This window comes from Variimorphobacter sp. HTMS_6 (assembly GCF_059717775.1).
The window spans coordinates 153,834-170,312 of the sequence record NZ_AP046094.1; the positions used below are offsets into that span (position 1 = coordinate 153,834).

Annotated in this window: 13 protein-coding genes; 12 read left to right on the forward strand and 1 reads right to left on the reverse strand. The window is 38.9% G+C overall.

Annotated elements, in window-relative coordinates; translation table 11 throughout:
- Position 1 precedes the first annotated feature (1 nt).
- Positions 2-1,573, forward strand: a complete 1,572-nt coding sequence (locus tag AC6IWN_RS00715) for a permease-like membrane multi-spanning protein (protein WP_497990077.1) — start codon at positions 2-4, stop codon at positions 1,571-1,573.
- A 265-nt stretch (positions 1,574-1,838) separates the two neighbouring features.
- Here the strand turns inward: AC6IWN_RS00715 and AC6IWN_RS00720 are convergent, their stop codons facing one another.
- A complete protein-coding gene (locus AC6IWN_RS00720) occupies positions 1,839-2,213 on the reverse strand; it encodes an MBL fold metallo-hydrolase (protein ID WP_497990079.1) in 375 nt (124 codons plus the stop codon).
- A 296-nt stretch (positions 2,214-2,509) separates the two neighbouring features.
- Here AC6IWN_RS00720 and purM point away from each other — a divergent pair, with 296 nt between their 5' ends.
- The 11 genes from purM (at position 2,510) to radA (ending at position 16,462) form a co-directional block, all read left to right on the forward strand.
- Positions 2,510-3,535 carry a phosphoribosylformylglycinamidine cyclo-ligase gene (gene purM / locus AC6IWN_RS00725; RefSeq protein ID WP_497990081.1) on the forward strand — a complete coding sequence of 342 codons (1,026 nt, stop codon included), beginning with the start codon at positions 2,510-2,512 and terminating at the stop codon, positions 3,533-3,535.
- Positions 3,529-4,155 carry a phosphoribosylglycinamide formyltransferase gene (gene purN / locus AC6IWN_RS00730; protein ID WP_497990083.1) on the forward strand — a complete coding sequence of 209 codons (627 nt, stop codon included), beginning with the start codon at positions 3,529-3,531 and terminating at the stop codon, positions 4,153-4,155. The genes purM and purN overlap by 7 nt, the downstream gene beginning before the upstream one ends.
- Positions 4,156-4,245: 90 nt before the next feature.
- The gene (gene purD / locus AC6IWN_RS00735) at positions 4,246-5,523 is read left to right on the forward strand and encodes a phosphoribosylamine--glycine ligase (RefSeq protein WP_497990085.1); all 1,278 of its coding nucleotides are present in this window, start codon (positions 4,246-4,248) and stop codon (positions 5,521-5,523) included.
- Between the two features lie 306 nt (positions 5,524-5,829).
- Positions 5,830-8,544 carry an SH3 domain-containing protein gene (locus AC6IWN_RS00740; protein ID WP_497990087.1) on the forward strand — a complete coding sequence of 905 codons (2,715 nt, stop codon included), beginning with the start codon at positions 5,830-5,832 and terminating at the stop codon, positions 8,542-8,544.
- Between the two features lie 94 nt (positions 8,545-8,638).
- The gene (locus AC6IWN_RS00745) at positions 8,639-9,859 is read left to right on the forward strand and encodes a cadherin-like beta sandwich domain-containing protein (protein ID WP_497990089.1); all 1,221 of its coding nucleotides are present in this window, start codon (positions 8,639-8,641) and stop codon (positions 9,857-9,859) included.
- A gap of 91 nt (positions 9,860-9,950) precedes the next feature.
- Positions 9,951-10,325 (forward strand): GntR family transcriptional regulator, encoded by a 375-nt coding sequence (locus AC6IWN_RS00750; protein ID WP_497990091.1) that lies wholly within the window; start codon positions 9,951-9,953, stop codon positions 10,323-10,325.
- Positions 10,326-10,330: 5 nt separating this feature from the next.
- Positions 10,331-10,879 (forward strand): UvrB/UvrC motif-containing protein, encoded by a 549-nt coding sequence (locus tag AC6IWN_RS00755; RefSeq protein ID WP_497990093.1) that lies wholly within the window; start codon positions 10,331-10,333, stop codon positions 10,877-10,879.
- Positions 10,872-11,906 carry a protein arginine kinase gene (locus tag AC6IWN_RS00760; protein WP_497990095.1) on the forward strand — a complete coding sequence of 345 codons (1,035 nt, stop codon included), beginning with the start codon at positions 10,872-10,874 and terminating at the stop codon, positions 11,904-11,906. Before AC6IWN_RS00755 ends, AC6IWN_RS00760 begins: the two co-directional genes overlap by 8 nt.
- Positions 11,907-12,130: 224 nt before the next feature.
- On the forward strand, positions 12,131-14,578 hold the full coding sequence (locus AC6IWN_RS00765; RefSeq protein ID WP_497990097.1) for an ATP-dependent Clp protease ATP-binding subunit: 2,448 nt from the start codon (positions 12,131-12,133) through the stop codon (positions 14,576-14,578).
- A 113-nt stretch (positions 14,579-14,691) separates the two neighbouring features.
- Positions 14,692-15,105 (forward strand): endosialidase, encoded by a 414-nt coding sequence (locus tag AC6IWN_RS00770; protein WP_497990099.1) that lies wholly within the window; start codon positions 14,692-14,694, stop codon positions 15,103-15,105.
- A gap of 1 nt (position 15,106) precedes the next feature.
- Positions 15,107-16,462 (forward strand): DNA repair protein RadA, encoded by a 1,356-nt coding sequence (gene radA / locus AC6IWN_RS00775; RefSeq protein ID WP_497990101.1) that lies wholly within the window; start codon positions 15,107-15,109, stop codon positions 16,460-16,462.
- Positions 16,463-16,479 lie beyond the last annotated feature (17 nt).

Genomic DNA, 16,479 nt, shown 5'->3' on the forward strand with positions numbered 1-16,479 from the left:
TATGAATAAAATGATGCGATTAGTTCGAGTACAGCTATGGGCGGTACTTAGCGATACACTTTCTATTGGGAAAAACCGGAATAGAAAGCCGAAGATGCTGATAGCCGGGGTTTTGTTCTTTTATTTTGTTATGAGCTTTGTGGCGTTAATATATTGCTTTTTAATTGGAGCGGGGCTTAAGATGTTTCATAGTCTTGATCTTCTTCCGGCGCTAGTTATGGCAGCTACATGCTTTGTGGTATTATTTACAACAATATTTAAAGTAAAGGGTACAATATTTGGCTTTCGTGATTATGACATGGTTATGTCGCTTCCGGTCAGCACCGGAGCGATTGCTATTAGCCGATTAATTATCCTGTATATATTGAACATATTATTCGTAATCATCATGATGGTACCAATGATAATTGCATACGGGCTCCTTGCAAATCCGGGGCCGCTGTTTTATGTGATGGGTATTATCACGATCTTCATCGTTCCTCTTGTGCCAATAATTGTGGCTTCTCTGATTGGAACCTTGATTGCCTTTATTGCTTCAAAATTTAAACACAGTAACCTGGTTAACCTAATTGTTTCCCTATTATTCTTTATCGCGATAATCGCTTCCAGTTTTATGATTAAGGGAAATGGGCAGGAGCTTCTTAATATCAGTAAGACTTTAACGAGCCGAATTAATCAGATCTATCCACTGGCGCCTTATTATGCGAAAGCACTGACACATAATGATGCTTACTCCTTCCTCATATTCGTCGGAGTCTCATTGGGGGCGTTCCTAATATACACCTATCTGTTTCACAAGGTTTTCAAACGCATCAATACACTTATGTTTACCGGTGGTGTAAAATCGAATTATAAGATGGGTGAGTTAAAAACTTCATCACCAATGAAGTCGCTGTATTTGAAGGAAATCAAACGATATTTTTCGTCAACACTCTATGTATTGAATACAGGTTTTGGTATTGTTCTGCTAACATTAGGTTCGGTTGCGTTGATCTTTGTGGATATTGATCAGATATTTCATGCACCTGAGGCAAGCGGAGCAATAGCAGATTATATTCCAATCTATGTAGTTTTTTGTATCATTATGTCCTGTACCACGATGGTGTCGATATCCTTGGAGGGAAAGAACTTTTGGATATTAAAATCCATGCCGTTATCGCCTAAAACAGTATTTCATTCTAAAATATTGATGAACCTTACCATTATATCACCGGCACTTATTGATGTATTAATAATCGGATTTGTATTTAAGATGGACATCATTCAGATGCTTTGTTTAATCTTTGTAGCTGTTGCATGCGCATGTTTTATCAGTGTATATGGTATGTTCATCAATCTCCTTCTTCCGAACTTTAATTGGACTGCGGAGGTGACTGTGATTAAGCAAAGTGCAGCTACGATGATTACCATCTTTTCCGGAATGGGTTATGCTGCGATTTTATTTATATTTATCGCAATGATTCCTTCTGCTTCGTTAGCTTATTTATCTTATGGACTTATTACAACGATATTGGCAGTCGTTCTTTATAAGGTGATTATGGGTTATGGGTGCAAGCGTTACTATACGTTATAGGAGTTAGTTCCAGTTAAGAGTTAGCCCCACCCCAACCTGTTTGACGGGTATGCATTTGTTTATCTCACATTTCACGTCAAAGGAGGTGCAGTGGCAGGGATATAACTCTTTTACATGATTTTTTGTAAGTATTTGATTGTATTATGAACTTGGTCATTGACATCAAACAGATGAAATCCACCGATTATGCCTAATATGTTATCAGTGTTGCATATCTGCTTAGCATATTCGATAATATTGCAGATTCCGCTATGGGAGCAGCCGGTTATTTCGAAAGTAATAAATTACATTTTAAATTTAATTGGTGTTTGGAGATAGGGGAGCCGATCCTGATATGTTCAAACACCTTTTCTTTTAGAGCATCCGGATGAGCCATCACTGATATCTTATGGTTATGAAACTGTTCGAAATAGTGGGGTAATCCTCCGGTATGGTCATCGTGTCCGTGAGATAGGATGATGTAATTTATATTATCCAGAGATAGATTTAGCGCCTCAGCGTTTTGAATAAATAGATCGGAATAGCCAACATCAAATAATATCCGTGTCTCTTCATCCTCTATATAGTATGAAACAGCGGGTTCACCATAATAATATTGGTCAATATAGGTGTTGTTATCTACTAAAACTTTAAGCTTCATCTCATTCCTCCCTTCAAATTCTGTAACATTATTATAGATTAATTGTTTGAAATTACTAGAGCATGTTATAATACGTTGTGAAGAGTATATACCCAACAGATTGAATGAGATATCTCGGCGACAATAATTACTGCTTATAGATAGGGTGCTGTATATTAGTTAGTCTAATAAATTGCATAAGAAATTATCCTACGAAAGATAACGACAAAATTTATGTAGTATGCTAAAATGTGAGCAGAGTGGTAAGTACAAAACACAGCAGAGGAGCTGTCATATCTAAACAGGAGGTATTTTGAATGGACTATAAAAACGCGGGAGTAGATATTGAAGCAGGATATAAAGCGGTAGATCTGATGAAGGAGCATATTAAGGGAACCATGCGTAAAGAGGTTTTAGGCGGAATTGGTGGCTTTTCTGGTGCATTTTCATTAGAGAGCTTTAAGAATATGGAACAGCCTACTTTGGTATCCGGCACAGACGGTGTAGGTACGAAGTTAAAAATAGCTTTCATTTTAGATAAACATGATACAATCGGTATCGACTGTGTTGCGATGTGTGTAAATGATATCGCATGTGCAGGCGGTGAGCCGTTATTTTTCTTAGATTATATCGCTTGTGGTAAAAATGAACCGGAGAAGATTGCTACGATCGTAAAGGGTGTAGCAGACGGATGTAAACAAGCAGGAGCAGCATTAATCGGAGGCGAGACTGCTGAGATGCCAGGTTTTTATCCGGTGGATGAATATGACCTTGCCGGTTTTGCGGTTGGTATTGTAGATCAGAAGAAGTTGATTACCGGTTCGACATTGAAGGCAGGAGATACATTAATCGGTATTGCATCTTCCGGTATCCACAGCAACGGATATTCTTTGGTTCGTAAGGTATTCCGTATGCAGAGAGATTCTTTGGATGCTTATTATGAATCATTGGGTTCAACATTAGGAGAGACTTTGTTAACTCCTACGAAGATTTATGTAAATGCATTAAAGTCCTTAAAAGAGGGCGGTATTACGATAAAGGCATGCAGTCATATTACCGGAGGCGGATTTTATGAGAATATTCCGAGAATGCTTCCGGAAGGCGTTCATGCAATGGTGAAGCAAAACAGCTATGATATTCCTCCGATTTTTGGAATGCTTCAAAAAGATGGCGATATCTCAGAACAGATTATGTATAATACCTATAATATGGGTCTTGGAATGATTATCGGTGTGGATAGTAAAGATGCGGACAGCACAGTAAGATTAATCGAAGCGTCCGGAGAGAAAGCATATATTATCGGTGAAACAGTAGCGGGAGCGAAGGGAGTAACCTTATGTTAAAACTGGCTGTCATGGTATCAGGCGGCGGAACCAATCTGCAAGCCTTGATTGATCAGATAGAACAGAATAAGCTTCCCGGTGTGAAGATAGAGGTTGTAATCAGTAATAACAAGAATGCCTTAGCTCTAGAGAGAGCACGTAAACATGGCATTGCCGCAGAGACAATCTCTAAGAAGGATTATGCCTCCTTTGATGTGTTTGCCGATGCGTTATCTGCATTGTTAGCAGGTTATCAGGTGGATTTAATCGTACTTGCCGGTTGTTTAATGATTATTCCGGAGAGCGTAGTCAGGGGATATCGAAACCGAATTATCAACATCCATCCATCACTGATTCCATCCTTCTGTGGAGATGGTTATTATGGACTCAAGGTTCATGAAGCAGCTTTGGAACGTGGTGTGAAAGTGACCGGTGCTACCGTGCATTTTGTAGATGAAGGAACAGACACAGGCCCCATCATATTACAGAAGGCAGTTATGGTAGAAGACGGAGATACAGCTGAGACATTACAAAGAAGAGTAATGGAACAGGCGGAGTGGGAGATTCTACCCGAAGCAGTTCGTCTCATTGCGGAGAATAAATTAGTGATGGAACATAACCATGTAACGATACTTAAATAATAAAAGTAAAAACAGACAGCTTATTTTTTATGAATTTGCTATCTGTTTTTTCACATGAACGAGAATAAATCAAAGTAATGGAGGGTTCTTATGAAGGTTCTAATTATCGGCGGTGGCGGAAGAGAGCATGCAATAGCGAAGAAAGTATCACAGAGTAAAAAGGTAAGCAAATTATATTGTGCGCCTGGTAATGCAGGAATTGAGGATTGTGCACAATGCGTAGATATCCCCGTAAGCAACTTTACAGGGCTCGCAGAGTTTGCAGCAAAGGAAGGGATAGATCTTACAATTGTAGGACCTGATGATCCTTTAGTTGGCGGAGTTGTGGATGTATTTGAGGACAAGGGGCTAAGGGTGTTTGGCCCTCGTAAGAATGCAGCGATCATTGAAGGATCAAAAGCATTCTCCAAGGATTTAATGAAAAAATATAACATTCCTTCGGCAGCTTATGAAACCTTTGATTCTTCTGATAAGGCAATTGAATATCTGAAATCAAGTAAATTCCCTATTGTATTAAAGGCGGATGGTCTGGCGTTAGGAAAAGGTGTTTTAATATGCAATAGCTTCATAGAGGCAGTAAATGGAGTAAAGCAGATTATGGAAGACAAGCAGTTTGGTGATGCCGGAGATCGTCTTGTAATTGAGGAATTTATGATAGGGCGTGAGGTTTCTGTGCTTGCTTTCTGTGATGGTACCAGGATTCTGCCAATGACCAGCGCGCAGGATCATAAGCGTGCGAAGGACAATGATCAGGGATTAAATACCGGCGGAATGGGAACTTTTTCACCAAGTCCTTTTTATACAGATGAAGTGGATGCGTTCTGTAAGAAATATATCTACCAACCTACAATGGATGCAATGAAGGCGGAGGGTAGAGATTTTATCGGAATCATGTTCGTTGGTTTAATGTTAACGCAGGAAGGACCAAAAGTTTTGGAATACAATGCTCGTTTTGGTGATCCGGAGACTCAGGTCGTTCTTCCGAGAATGAAAAATGATATCGTAGAGGTATTTGAAGCTTGTATCGACGGTAGTCTGAATGAAGTTAATCTGGAATTTGAAGACAATGCAGCAGTTTGTGTTATACTTGCTTCTGCCGGCTATCCGGAGCATTATGAAAAGGGGTATCCGATACAGGGGTTAGAGACCTTCAAGGATAAGGATGACTACTTCGTTTTTCATGCAGGATCAAAAAGAGCCGAAGGAAAGATTGTCACAAATGGAGGGCGTGTCCTCGGTGTAACAGCAACCGGTGCGGATTTAAAGGAAGCAAGAAAGAAGGCCTATGAAGCTACTTCGTGGATCGACTTTGACAATAAATACATGAGAACTGATATCGGAAAAGCAATCGATGAGTTGTGTGAATAATCAGATAAGTTAAGAAGGTACTTCCAAGATTAGTGATAATTCTTGGAAGTGCCTTTTTAATTTGTCGAAAACGTATTCAATTTTACTAGGATAAGGCAAAATATACTGAAATAGTAAGAATGGATTGTTGATTTATGACATGTTATAGTTTATAATATAATAAATGAGAGAAATGACGAATTAACGTCATAGTAATTTGTATATAAGCAATGAGAAAGGTAAAATCATGGATCGAAATATGATTTTTGGCCTTGATTATTGCTTATTTTGGATTATACATATTTTACATAGGCTTAAGGGGGAAGTATGAGACGAAAGAATTATAAAAAATGTATTGTAATTTTAATTGTACTGGCACTGATAATCCAGAGTTTTGTATATCAAAAGCCGGAGCGAGCATCTGCAACTACCACAGGTAAAGTTACTGCCCAATCATTAAATGTACGGACCGGGCCGTCATCCTCAAAAAGCCAATTGAAATCAGACGGTAAGTTTGTGTACCTAAAAAAAGGACAGAAAGTTACAATAATAAGTAAGAGTGGTTCTTTTTATTATGCTTCATTCATGTTTAATGGTAAAACCGTAAAGGGCTATGTACATAAAAATTATATTTCATTATCCCCAACTCCAACCAAAAAGCCGACACCAAAACCTACAAAGAAGCCGACACCAACACCCATAAACTCCGTGAATAAGGGTCTGGATGTAAAAGCATCAGTGGAAACATCCATACTTAATATGAGAAGTGGCCCAAGCACGAAGTACAGTAAAGTTGGTGAATTGAAAAATAAAGAAACGGTTACTGTTCTGGGTGACACAACAACGAATAATGAAAAATGGTATGGCATTACCGTTAAGAAGAACAATAAAACTTTGAACGGTTTTGCGATCGGAGAATATATTAAGCTAACCTATAACAAAGCAATCAACGCTCAGATCCTGATGGATAAAGTATCTGTATATACAAAAGCAGGATCGACTAGTAGTTATTTAAAAAATAAAAAAGGAAGTAAGGTTACGCTAAGTAAGGGTAAAAATATATCAGTTAAAAATGAAACAAACGTTAAGGGAGTAAAGTGGTTCCAGGCTTCTTTTACTGTGAATGATGAAAAGTTTACCGGATATGTGGATGCTAATAAAGCGGTTCTCAAATCAATCGCTTCTACTCCAACACAAAAGCCAACTCCAACGCCTAAGCCGACAATAACACCAAAGCCAACGCTTAAGCCAACACCGACACCAACGCTAAAGCCAACACTAAAGCCAACACTAAAGCCAACACCTACAATGAAACCTACACCGACGATAACTCCTACGAACAGCGGAAGTACAATAAAAATCCCGTCAATTGGTACTGCCTTTGATGTTAGTAATTTAAAGATATTTGATTCAATTACTAGCTCAACACAAGGATATATCTGTAATACTGACTTTGTATTTAATGTATTTAATTATAATGCTTCGACTAAAACGATTAGTTTACTAACTGATAACGGAAAACCCATCCTTTTGAAAAGTGCTCAACCGGTTACGGTTACGCAATCAGTGATATTAAAATACATACCTTATTATAAAATTAATTTTACTTACGAAGGCAATCAAATGACCGGATATGTAATGCCTTCTATCGTATATCTGCCGTCTAAGAACCCACCCGTTCCTACTCCGACTGACGAGGTATCTGTGACGCCAACCAAGAAACCAAGCATATCACCGACACCGGGGGGACTAAATAGTACGGATTTCGAAAAGGCATTGTCACAGGAAGGTTTTCCGGAGAGCTATAAGGTTTATTTAAGAATGCTTCATAACCAGTACCCTCAATGGGTATTTAAAGCATATCATACCGGATTAGATTGGAATAAGGTGATTACCGCTGAAAATAAAGTGGGCTTGAATTTGATTCCGAGTTATAAAGGAATTGAGTGGCTTTCCATGGACGGTAGTGCTTATGACTGGAAGACCGATAAATTTACGGTTTATGACGGTTCATATTGGGTAACTGCGTCAAAAGAAGGACTTGGATATTACATGGATCCACGTAACTTTTTAACAACAAACGGTATTTTTCAATTTGAAATGCTCCGGTATCAAAGTGCATATCAAAACATAAATGGTGTAAATAATATTGTTAATAATACAGCATTCGATGGAAGCTATAGCTTTACTAATAATTATGGTATTAAAAAAACCTATAGCTACGCGAATACATTTATGGAAGCAGCGTTGTTTTCTGGAGTCAGCCCTTATCATCTGGCCTCTAGGTCAAAGCAAGAAGTATTAGGAAGCGCATCCTCTTTTAGTGGAAGTGCTACCGGTAAATATCCAAATTACGAGGGATACTACAACTTCTACAATATCGGTGCTTCAAATAGTGCAGGCGGTGGTGCTATTGCAAAGGGTCTATCGTATGCAAAGGACGGAACTAGCAGTTCAGTAAATAATGCACAATATATGTTGCCTTGGAATAATCGTTTTAAAGCAATATCAGGCGGTGCTTTTTGGATAGGCAGCCGTTACATTAATAGAGGACAAGATACTGTATATCTACAGAAGTTCAATGTAACTGATATTTCAACCTACGGCCATCAATATATGGGCAACGTGGAAGCACCTTATGCGGAAGCAAAAAAGGTTAAAACAGCCTATGACAGTGTTTTAAATACTCCAATTGTATTCTCCATCCCGGTGTATTTGAACATGCCAACAAAGCCAGTACCGTCACCTAAACCTAAGCTTAATCCGAATAACTGGATTAAGAGCCTAAGTGTGAAGGATTCAAGCGGGGCAACGATAAAATTAACACCAACCTTTAGTCAAACAGTGAAGAGTTACGCTTTAGAGGTTGAGAATAAGGTAGACAAGATCACTGTAGCTGCGGCGGCAGTAAGCTCCAAAGCGAATGTATCCGGTACTGGGACTATACCGTTACGGGTAGGTTCCAACATAGTTACTGTGAAAATCACCGCAGAGAGCGGAGCTGTAGAGAATTATACATTAACAATCGTAAGAAAAAATTAGACATTTCATACGAGAATACCGGCCGGAGGTTTCTACCTATCGGCCGGATATTGCATACGGAGGAGAAATCCTTCGATTTTAGGAGGAGAATAAAATGAATAAATTTAGAAAATATTTAATGCTATTTCTGTTTATCGGAATTGTAGCCAGCTTTATCAATGTAAAACCTTGTTTTGCAGCCAGTGCAAAGGTTGAATTAACGAGTGACCATTCAACAGTAACGATTGGCGACACTGTTTATGTATATATAAATATTAATTCAGAGACTACTTTTACGGATTTTGTAGCAAACTTAGCATATGATTCAAATGTTTTGGAATATACAGGTGGTGCTCAAAAAATCACCGGTGGAAATGGACTTTTAAAGATAAATGATATTGATGTTATGGAAGGTAGCACAAAAAGAAAATACGCTATGAAGTTCAAAGCACTTAAGGTTGGAAGCAGCAACATGACACTGGAAGATCCGGTGGTTTATGATGAGAGTGGCGATGAATTATCCGTCTCCAGTGATGAAATAACAATGAAAGTTAAGGCGAAAAACACTGCATCAACCAATGCTAATTTAAAATCCTTGACCACTAATCCTCCAATAGAACCGTCTTTTAATAAAAAAACGCGTCAATATAATGTTAGTGTGGACAGTACCACAGATGAGTTATTTATCGTGGCAGATCCAGAGGATCAAAAGGCGACAGTATCCATAACAGGAAATGATTCTTTGAAGGAAGGTAAAAATAAAGTTGTTATTAAAGTATTAGCAGAATCAGGAAACGTCATAGAATATACTATAAATGTAAATAAAGAAAAAATGGTAGAGACTACACCGACGATTACTCCGACTCCGGATGCAGATACCGTTTCTGCTTCAACCTCAGTAAAAATTGTGCAAAATGGCGCTGATCAGTATCTGGTATTTGGCGCGAGTTATAAGTTGGTGGATCCGGAGGAAGGCACCTCAATTCCGAAAGGTTATGTAAAAACTGAGATTACAATCTCTGGTGAAACAATTACAGCATATGTACCAAGTAATAATATGCAGGATGATTTTGCATTGCTTTATGTGGAAAATGCTGATGGTGAACAGGGATTTTATCAATATGATAAAGTGGAAAAAACAATTCAGCGATTTACAGAGAGTTCAGTGGGGAATACTAACTCAGATAATCAAAGTAAAGAGATACAGCAATACCGAAGTAATCTTTCCAAAGCGGCGATTGCAATAGCGATTCTAAGTGCGGTCGCACTTCTGTTATTATTCACAACGGTGAGAACAATGAAGGCGCTTTCAAAGAAAAAGAAACGCAGAAGATAGTCACTGTAAAATGCTTGACAAATGAAAGGTGTTTGTTATACTGATTGTATAACAGATATAACGGTAACTTTAGAATACGAGGTGTTTCATTATGTATGTACGAATTGATTTTAATAGTGATGAAGCAATTTATATACAACTAAGAAATCAAATAATCTACGGTATCGCTACCGCTCAGCTTCAGGAAGGGGAAAATCTACCCTCTGTAAGAGATCTTGCTGAGGATATTGGTATCAATATGCACACCGTTAATAAAGCATATGCAATATTGAAACAAGAGGGTTATGTAAAACTAGACCGGAGAAAAGGCGCTGTCATTGCAATTGATATTAACAAACTGAAAGCAATTGAAGAGATGAGAGAGAATTTGCGAGTGATTTTAGCAAAGGCTATTTGTAAAAACATCAGTTGTGAGGAGGCACACGAAATCGTCAACGACATTTTTAGTGAATTTGAAAGGGGGTAACAATTATGTTATGTGATAGATGTCATAAGAAAGATGCGAAGATACTTTATACTGAGATAATCAATGGTGTAAAAAAAGAGCAGCATCTTTGTGAGGAATGTGCAACCGATTATACATCCTTTCAAGTAGAAAAGCAGTTAGTGAAAAGCGAATTGACGTTAGGAGATCTTCTATCCACATTACTTGATAATTATGCGACTGTCGATAAGAAGCAACCGGGCATAGTAAATCCAATCATTAGCTGTGAAACTTGTGGTACCACCTATGAAGAATTTATACAAAAAGGGCGATTTGGCTGTGCGAACTGTTATAAAAGTTTTAGTGCACAGTTAAATAAGACATTAAAAGGGATTCAAGGCGCTGAAATCCATACCGGAAAGCGACCGAAGGGATTTGAAACCGCTGGACCTGAACGAGTAACAAAGGATTTCACGGAAATTGACAAGCTCTCATTAAGACTTCAGGAAGCAATTGAGAAGGAGGAATTCGAGGAAGCAGCAAGACTCCGTGATTTAATTAAACAGATGAAAAAGGAGGAGATCAGTAATGCTTAAATGGTACGAACAGATCGTTCCTGATAGCGATGTAGTTATCTCCAGTCGTGTGAGACTTGCCAGGAACTTAACGCACTATCCTTTTTCTCAAAAGATTACAGAAGAGCAATCGATATCCTTAGTCAATGAAGTAAAGGGAATTACCACGACATTAGTAGAGATGGATAATCGTCAATTTTATTCCTGCAATATCAGTACATTAAGTGAAATCGATAAGCTTGCAATGGTAGAACGTCACATAGTTAGCCCACTTCTAGCAGAAAAGGAGCAGACCACCGGAGTGATTTTGTCCGAGGATGAGACGATCAGTATCATGATCAATGAAGAAGATCATATCAGGATACAAGCGATATCAGGCGGTTTCAATTTGGAAAATGCATATCAGGAAGCAGATTTTATTGATGACATAGCATATGAAAAGCTACAATTTGCTTACGATGAAAAGTATGGATATCTTACCGCATGTCCTACCAACGTAGGAACAGGTATGAGGGCATCCTGTATGGTTTTTCTACCGGCTTTAAGCAATGCAAGATTAATGCAAAAGCTGATAGAAGAGGTCGGAAAATACGGAGTCACCATCCGTGGCATCTATGGTGAAGGAACGAAAAGCTTAGGGAATATTTATCAGATATCCAATCAAAAGACGTTGGGTACCTCAGAGAGTGAAATTATAGAAAACCTTAAGCGAATCGTATCGCAGGTAGTGAAACAAGAGAGAAGACGAAGAGAATATATGCTATCGATCAATGCAAATGAAATAGAGGATCAGGTATATCGCTCTTATGGAGTATTAAAATATGCAAGACAAATCTCTTCCGATGACGCAATGACTCTGTTATCCCAGATTAAATTAGGAGCAGATTGTGGGCTAATCAATTTTAATAAAGAATTTAATGTTCACAGGCTTATGATGGGCGTTCAACCCGGATGTCTTCAGTGGACACTTGGAAAAAATGTAGGTAGTGTATCAAGAGATCAATCCCGCGCGGACTACATCAGAAAAGAGCTTCCGGATATAATGTGAATTATTGAAAAGCATAATTCACACATTACTAAGGATAGGTATATTTCGCGTCTTTCTAAGGATAGACATATTTAGATATGGTGTAGGCAGATATTTTTACTTCTGGTTTTCAAAAATTAGATGATTACTGATAAATAGATTAGGGGTTTTTACATTCTAATCAAATATATCAATATAAAATAACTAGTATTAAGTGTACTTTCGTAAGAATGGAGGATACAAGCATGTACGATAAATTTACTGAAAACGCAAAAACAGCAATTAATTTGGCGAAAGAAATTGCATTTCGAATGTCACATAATTACATTGGAACAGAGCATTTGCTAATTGGTTTAATGGAAGTAGAAGGTGTAGCATCGAAAATCCTAGAGGAAAACGGGGTTACGGTGGAGAAGGTATTAGAATTAGTCAATCAATTAATTGCACCAAATAACAGCGTTGAGATGATGGATGCAGGTAACTTCACACCAAGATCAAAACGCATCCTTGACCAAAGCTATAAGGAGTCAGCAAAACTCAAGGCACAATCAGTTGGAACAGAACATATTCTGATCGCATTGATCAAAGAAGTGGATTGTATAGCAGTGAGACTACTTAATACACTCGGTGTCAATGTTCAAAAGGTTTATATCGATATTCTGACTGCTTCAGGGGTAGATATCAATTCTGCAAAGAATGATTATGCTGCCGGTAAAACCACCAAAGCAAAAGGAAAGTCAGCAACTCCGACACTTGATCAATACAGCCGTGATCTTACGGAATATGCAAGAGAAGGGAAGCTTGATCCGGTTATTGGTCGTGAAAATGAAATTCAAAGAGTTGTACAGATTTTGAGCCGTAGAACAAAGAATAATCCTTGTCTTGTAGGTGAGCCCGGTGTAGGTAAAACAGCAGTTGCAGAAGGATTAGCATTAAAGATTGTAGAAGGCAATATTCCTGAAACAATTAGAGAGAAAAGAGTTGTTACACTGGATTTATCCGGTATGGTAGCTGGTTCGAAATACAGAGGTGAATTCGAGGAGAGAATTAAGAAGGTAATCGCGGAAGTAATCGCTGACGGGAATGTATTATTATTTATCGACGAGATTCATACAATCATAGGTGCAGGTGGAGCAGAAGGTGCGATTGATGCTTCTAATATCTTAAAGCCATCCTTGGCTCGAGGTGAACTTCAGATCATCGGTGCTACGACCAGAGAAGAATATCGTAAATACATTGAAAAGGATGCAGCACTTGAGAGACGTTTTCAGCCGGTAGTGGTGGATGAACCCTCAGAAGAAGAAGCAGTCAAAATTCTGTACGGATTACGTGATAAATATGAAGCACATCATCAGGTTCGAATTACCGACAGTGCATTGGAGGCAGCAGTTAAATTATCAAGCCGCTACATTAATGATCGTTATTTGCCGGATAAGGCAATTGACTTAATGGATGAAGCAGCGTCAAAGGTTCGATTAAGCACTTATACTTCTTCTCCTGAGATCAAAAGTCTCGAACAGGAAATCAAGAAGCTTGAGGATGAGAAGGAACGAGCAATCAAATCCGAAGCATACGAAAGAGCCGGAGAGATAAAGAAGCAACAGGAGGCGATGCAGGAAGAGCTTGAGAAGCAAAGACTGATCGATGAGAAAGAGAAATTAGAAAAACAGTTAGTTGTGAATGAAAATGAGATAGCGGAAATTGTGGCTAGCTGGACTAAAATCCCTGTGAAAAAGCTTGCGGAAGAAGAAACTGAACGTTTACAAAATCTCGAATCCATATTACACAAAAGAGTAGTCGGACAAGAGGAGGCAGTTGGAGCAGTAGCAAAAGCAATTCGTCGAGGAAGAGTTGGGTTAAAAGACCCGAACCGCCCGATAGGATCCTTCCTGTTCTTAGGACCAACCGGTGTAGGTAAAACTGAATTATCCAAAGCACTTGCAGAGGCTATGTTTGGTAGTGAGAATTCAATTGTTCGAGTTGATATGTCCGAATACATGGAGAAGCATAGCGTAAGCAAACTGATCGGTTCCCCTCCGGGATATGTGGGTTATGACGAGGGCGGACAATTAAGTGAAAAGGTTAGACAGAACCCTTATTCGGTTATTCTGTTTGATGAAATCGAGAAGGCTCATCCTGACGTATTCAATATATTACTGCAGGTATTGGATGATGGACATATAACCGATGCCCAAGGAAGAAAAGTCAGCTTCAAGAATACCATAATCATTATGACCTCCAACGCAGGTGCACAGAATATCATTGCACCAAAACGTCTTGGATTTGCTTCTGTTATTGATGAGAAGGAAGATTATAAGAGGATGAAGGAAGGGGTAATGGACGAGGTAAAGAAGATCTTTAAACCGGAGTTTATTAACCGTATTGATGAGATTATCGTATTCCATTCCTTAGGAAAAGATAATATCAGAAGTATCGTATCCATTATGATTAATACTATCTCAAAGAGAAGTAAATCACAGATGAATATCGCATTAGAAACCAGCGATGAGGTTGTGGGCTATATTGCCGATTCAGGTTTTGATGCAAAATACGGAGCAAGACCACTCAGACGTGCAATACAGACGAATATTGAAGATAAATTAGCGGAAGCAATTCTAGCCGGCACGATAAAAGAGGGAGATACCGTTCGCTTCGAGTACCTTGACAATGAAATGGTAGTACAGGTGAAATAATTAATTATTTCAGTAGAAATCGCTCGATATATCAGATATAATGTAAATGAGTATTCCGATTTAAAATTTAGTGTCACGTTTTGATAAATTAATACAATTAGGAGGGTCATAGAATGGCAGTTGTAGAAGAGTTAATACGCAAAGAAAGCGATGGGACAATCAGCTTTGGTAATTATACATTGAATGTAAAATCAAAGGCATCAGATTTTGAGCATCAGGGTGATTTATATAAGGTAAAAACATTTAATCAGATAACCAAGCTGGAGAGAAACGGTATGTTTGTCTATGAGTCAGTACCCGGAACAGCTGCGTTTAATTTCGATGCAAAGGGCAACAGCCTGAGCTTTATTGTGGAGGGAAACGATACGGCACAGATCACGTTGGAATTAGAAGCGGAGTCAATTTATGAAGTGTTCAAAAACAGCGAGAGCCTTGGTACAATGAAGACAAATTTAGGTGGTAAGTTAGTATTCAGCCTTGATTTGGAAAATGATAAGAAGGATTCTATAAAGGTGGTTAAGCAGTAATATGGCAAAAAGCAAGACTGTGTTTTTCTGTAAAGAATGTGGCTTTGAATCAGCAAAATGGTTGGGTCAGTGTCCGGGCTGTAAGGAATGGGATACCTTTACAGAAGAACCGGTTGTGAAAAAGAGTACGAAACCTACCGGTTCATTAATCCAGAAAGAGCCTGAATTATTATCTAATATTAAGGCAGAATCTGAACAACGAATACAATCAGGAATTGATGAGCTGGATCGTGTACTTGGCGGCGGTATAGTCCGTGGAAGCCTTGTACTGGTAGGTGGAGATCCCGGCATAGGAAAATCAACTCTGTTATTACAGATGTGTAGGGAGATTTCAGCAAAATCAAAAAAGGTACTCTATATATCAGGAGAAGAATCTTTAAGCCAGATAAAAATGAGGGCAGAAAGGCTCGGCGTATTTCACGGCGAGCTTCTGCTTCTTTGTGAAACGAACCTGGATTATATAGAGGAATCAATACAAAAGTATAAACCGGAGATAGTGATAGTAGACTCCATCCAGACGATGTCAAAAGATAATGTGAATTCCGCTCCCGGAAGTGTCAGTCAGGTTAGAGAAGCAACCGCCGCACTGATGCAGATAGCAAAGGGAATGGGGGTCACTGTATTTATCATTGGACATGTTACGAAAGAAGGAGTGGTGGCCGGCCCCAGAGTATTAGAACATATGGTGGACACGGTACTATACTTTGAAGGTGATAATTATGCGGCATATCGCGTACTTCGTGCAGTTAAGAATCGATTTGGTTCTACAAATGAAATTGGTGTATTCGAGATGCAGGGTACTGGATTGGTAGAGGTGAAAAATCCTTCTGAGTTCATGCTGAAGGGACGTCCGGAGGGTGAACCGGGTTCGGTGGTCGCTGCATCAATCGAAGGAACAAGACCAATTCTTGTTGAGCTTCAGGCCTTGGTATGCAGAACGAATTTTAATATGCCGAGAAGAACCGCGGCGGGTACGGATTATAATCGTGTTAACCTGCTTATGGCAGTGCTTGAGAAGCGAGCAGGAATTCAGCTATCGGATTGTGATGCCTACGTAAATGTGGCAGGTGGTATGAGAATTACAGAGCCGGCACTTGACTTAGCGGTGGTAACTGCGATATTATCCAGTTATAAGAATGTGGCTTTAGACAACAAAACCGTTCTATTTGGCGAGGTTGGACTCACAGGAGAAATTAGAGCAGTAAATATGGCAGAACAGAGGGTTCTGGAAGCAGAGAAGATGGGCTTTGAGATATGCATTCTTCCTCAGGCGAATAGGGAACAAATGAAAACAAAGGGTATTAAGTTAATTGGCGTAAGAAATATACAAGAAGTGATGGGCATGCTGAAAAGATAGTATCATAAACAGGGATA

What these genes read in the sequence shown, in the direction of transcription:
- AC6IWN_RS00715 (WP_497990077.1), top strand. Translation starts at nt 2, where the DNA reads ATGAATAAAATGATGCGATTAGTTCGAGTACAGCTATGGGCGGTACTT.
- AC6IWN_RS00770 (WP_497990099.1), top strand. Translation starts at nt 14,692, where the DNA reads ATGGCAGTTGTAGAAGAGTTAATACGCAAAGAAAGCGATGGGACAATC.
- purM (WP_497990081.1), top strand. Translation starts at nt 2,510, where the DNA reads ATGGACTATAAAAACGCGGGAGTAGATATTGAAGCAGGATATAAAGCG.
- radA (WP_497990101.1), top strand. Translation starts at nt 15,107, where the DNA reads ATGGCAAAAAGCAAGACTGTGTTTTTCTGTAAAGAATGTGGCTTTGAA.
- AC6IWN_RS00760 (WP_497990095.1), top strand. Translation starts at nt 10,872, where the DNA reads ATGCTTAAATGGTACGAACAGATCGTTCCTGATAGCGATGTAGTTATC.
- AC6IWN_RS00755 (WP_497990093.1), top strand. Translation starts at nt 10,331, where the DNA reads ATGTTATGTGATAGATGTCATAAGAAAGATGCGAAGATACTTTATACT.
- AC6IWN_RS00740 (WP_497990087.1), top strand. Translation starts at nt 5,830, where the DNA reads ATGAGACGAAAGAATTATAAAAAATGTATTGTAATTTTAATTGTACTG.
- purN (WP_497990083.1), top strand. Translation starts at nt 3,529, where the DNA reads ATGTTAAAACTGGCTGTCATGGTATCAGGCGGCGGAACCAATCTGCAA.
- AC6IWN_RS00745 (WP_497990089.1), top strand. Translation starts at nt 8,639, where the DNA reads ATGAATAAATTTAGAAAATATTTAATGCTATTTCTGTTTATCGGAATT.
- purD (WP_497990085.1), top strand. Translation starts at nt 4,246, where the DNA reads ATGAAGGTTCTAATTATCGGCGGTGGCGGAAGAGAGCATGCAATAGCG.
- AC6IWN_RS00765 (WP_497990097.1), top strand. Translation starts at nt 12,131, where the DNA reads ATGTACGATAAATTTACTGAAAACGCAAAAACAGCAATTAATTTGGCG.
- AC6IWN_RS00720 (WP_497990079.1), bottom strand. Translation starts at nt 2,213, where the DNA reads ATGAAGCTTAAAGTTTTAGTAGATAACAACACCTATATTGACCAATAT.
- AC6IWN_RS00750 (WP_497990091.1), top strand. Translation starts at nt 9,951, where the DNA reads ATGTATGTACGAATTGATTTTAATAGTGATGAAGCAATTTATATACAA.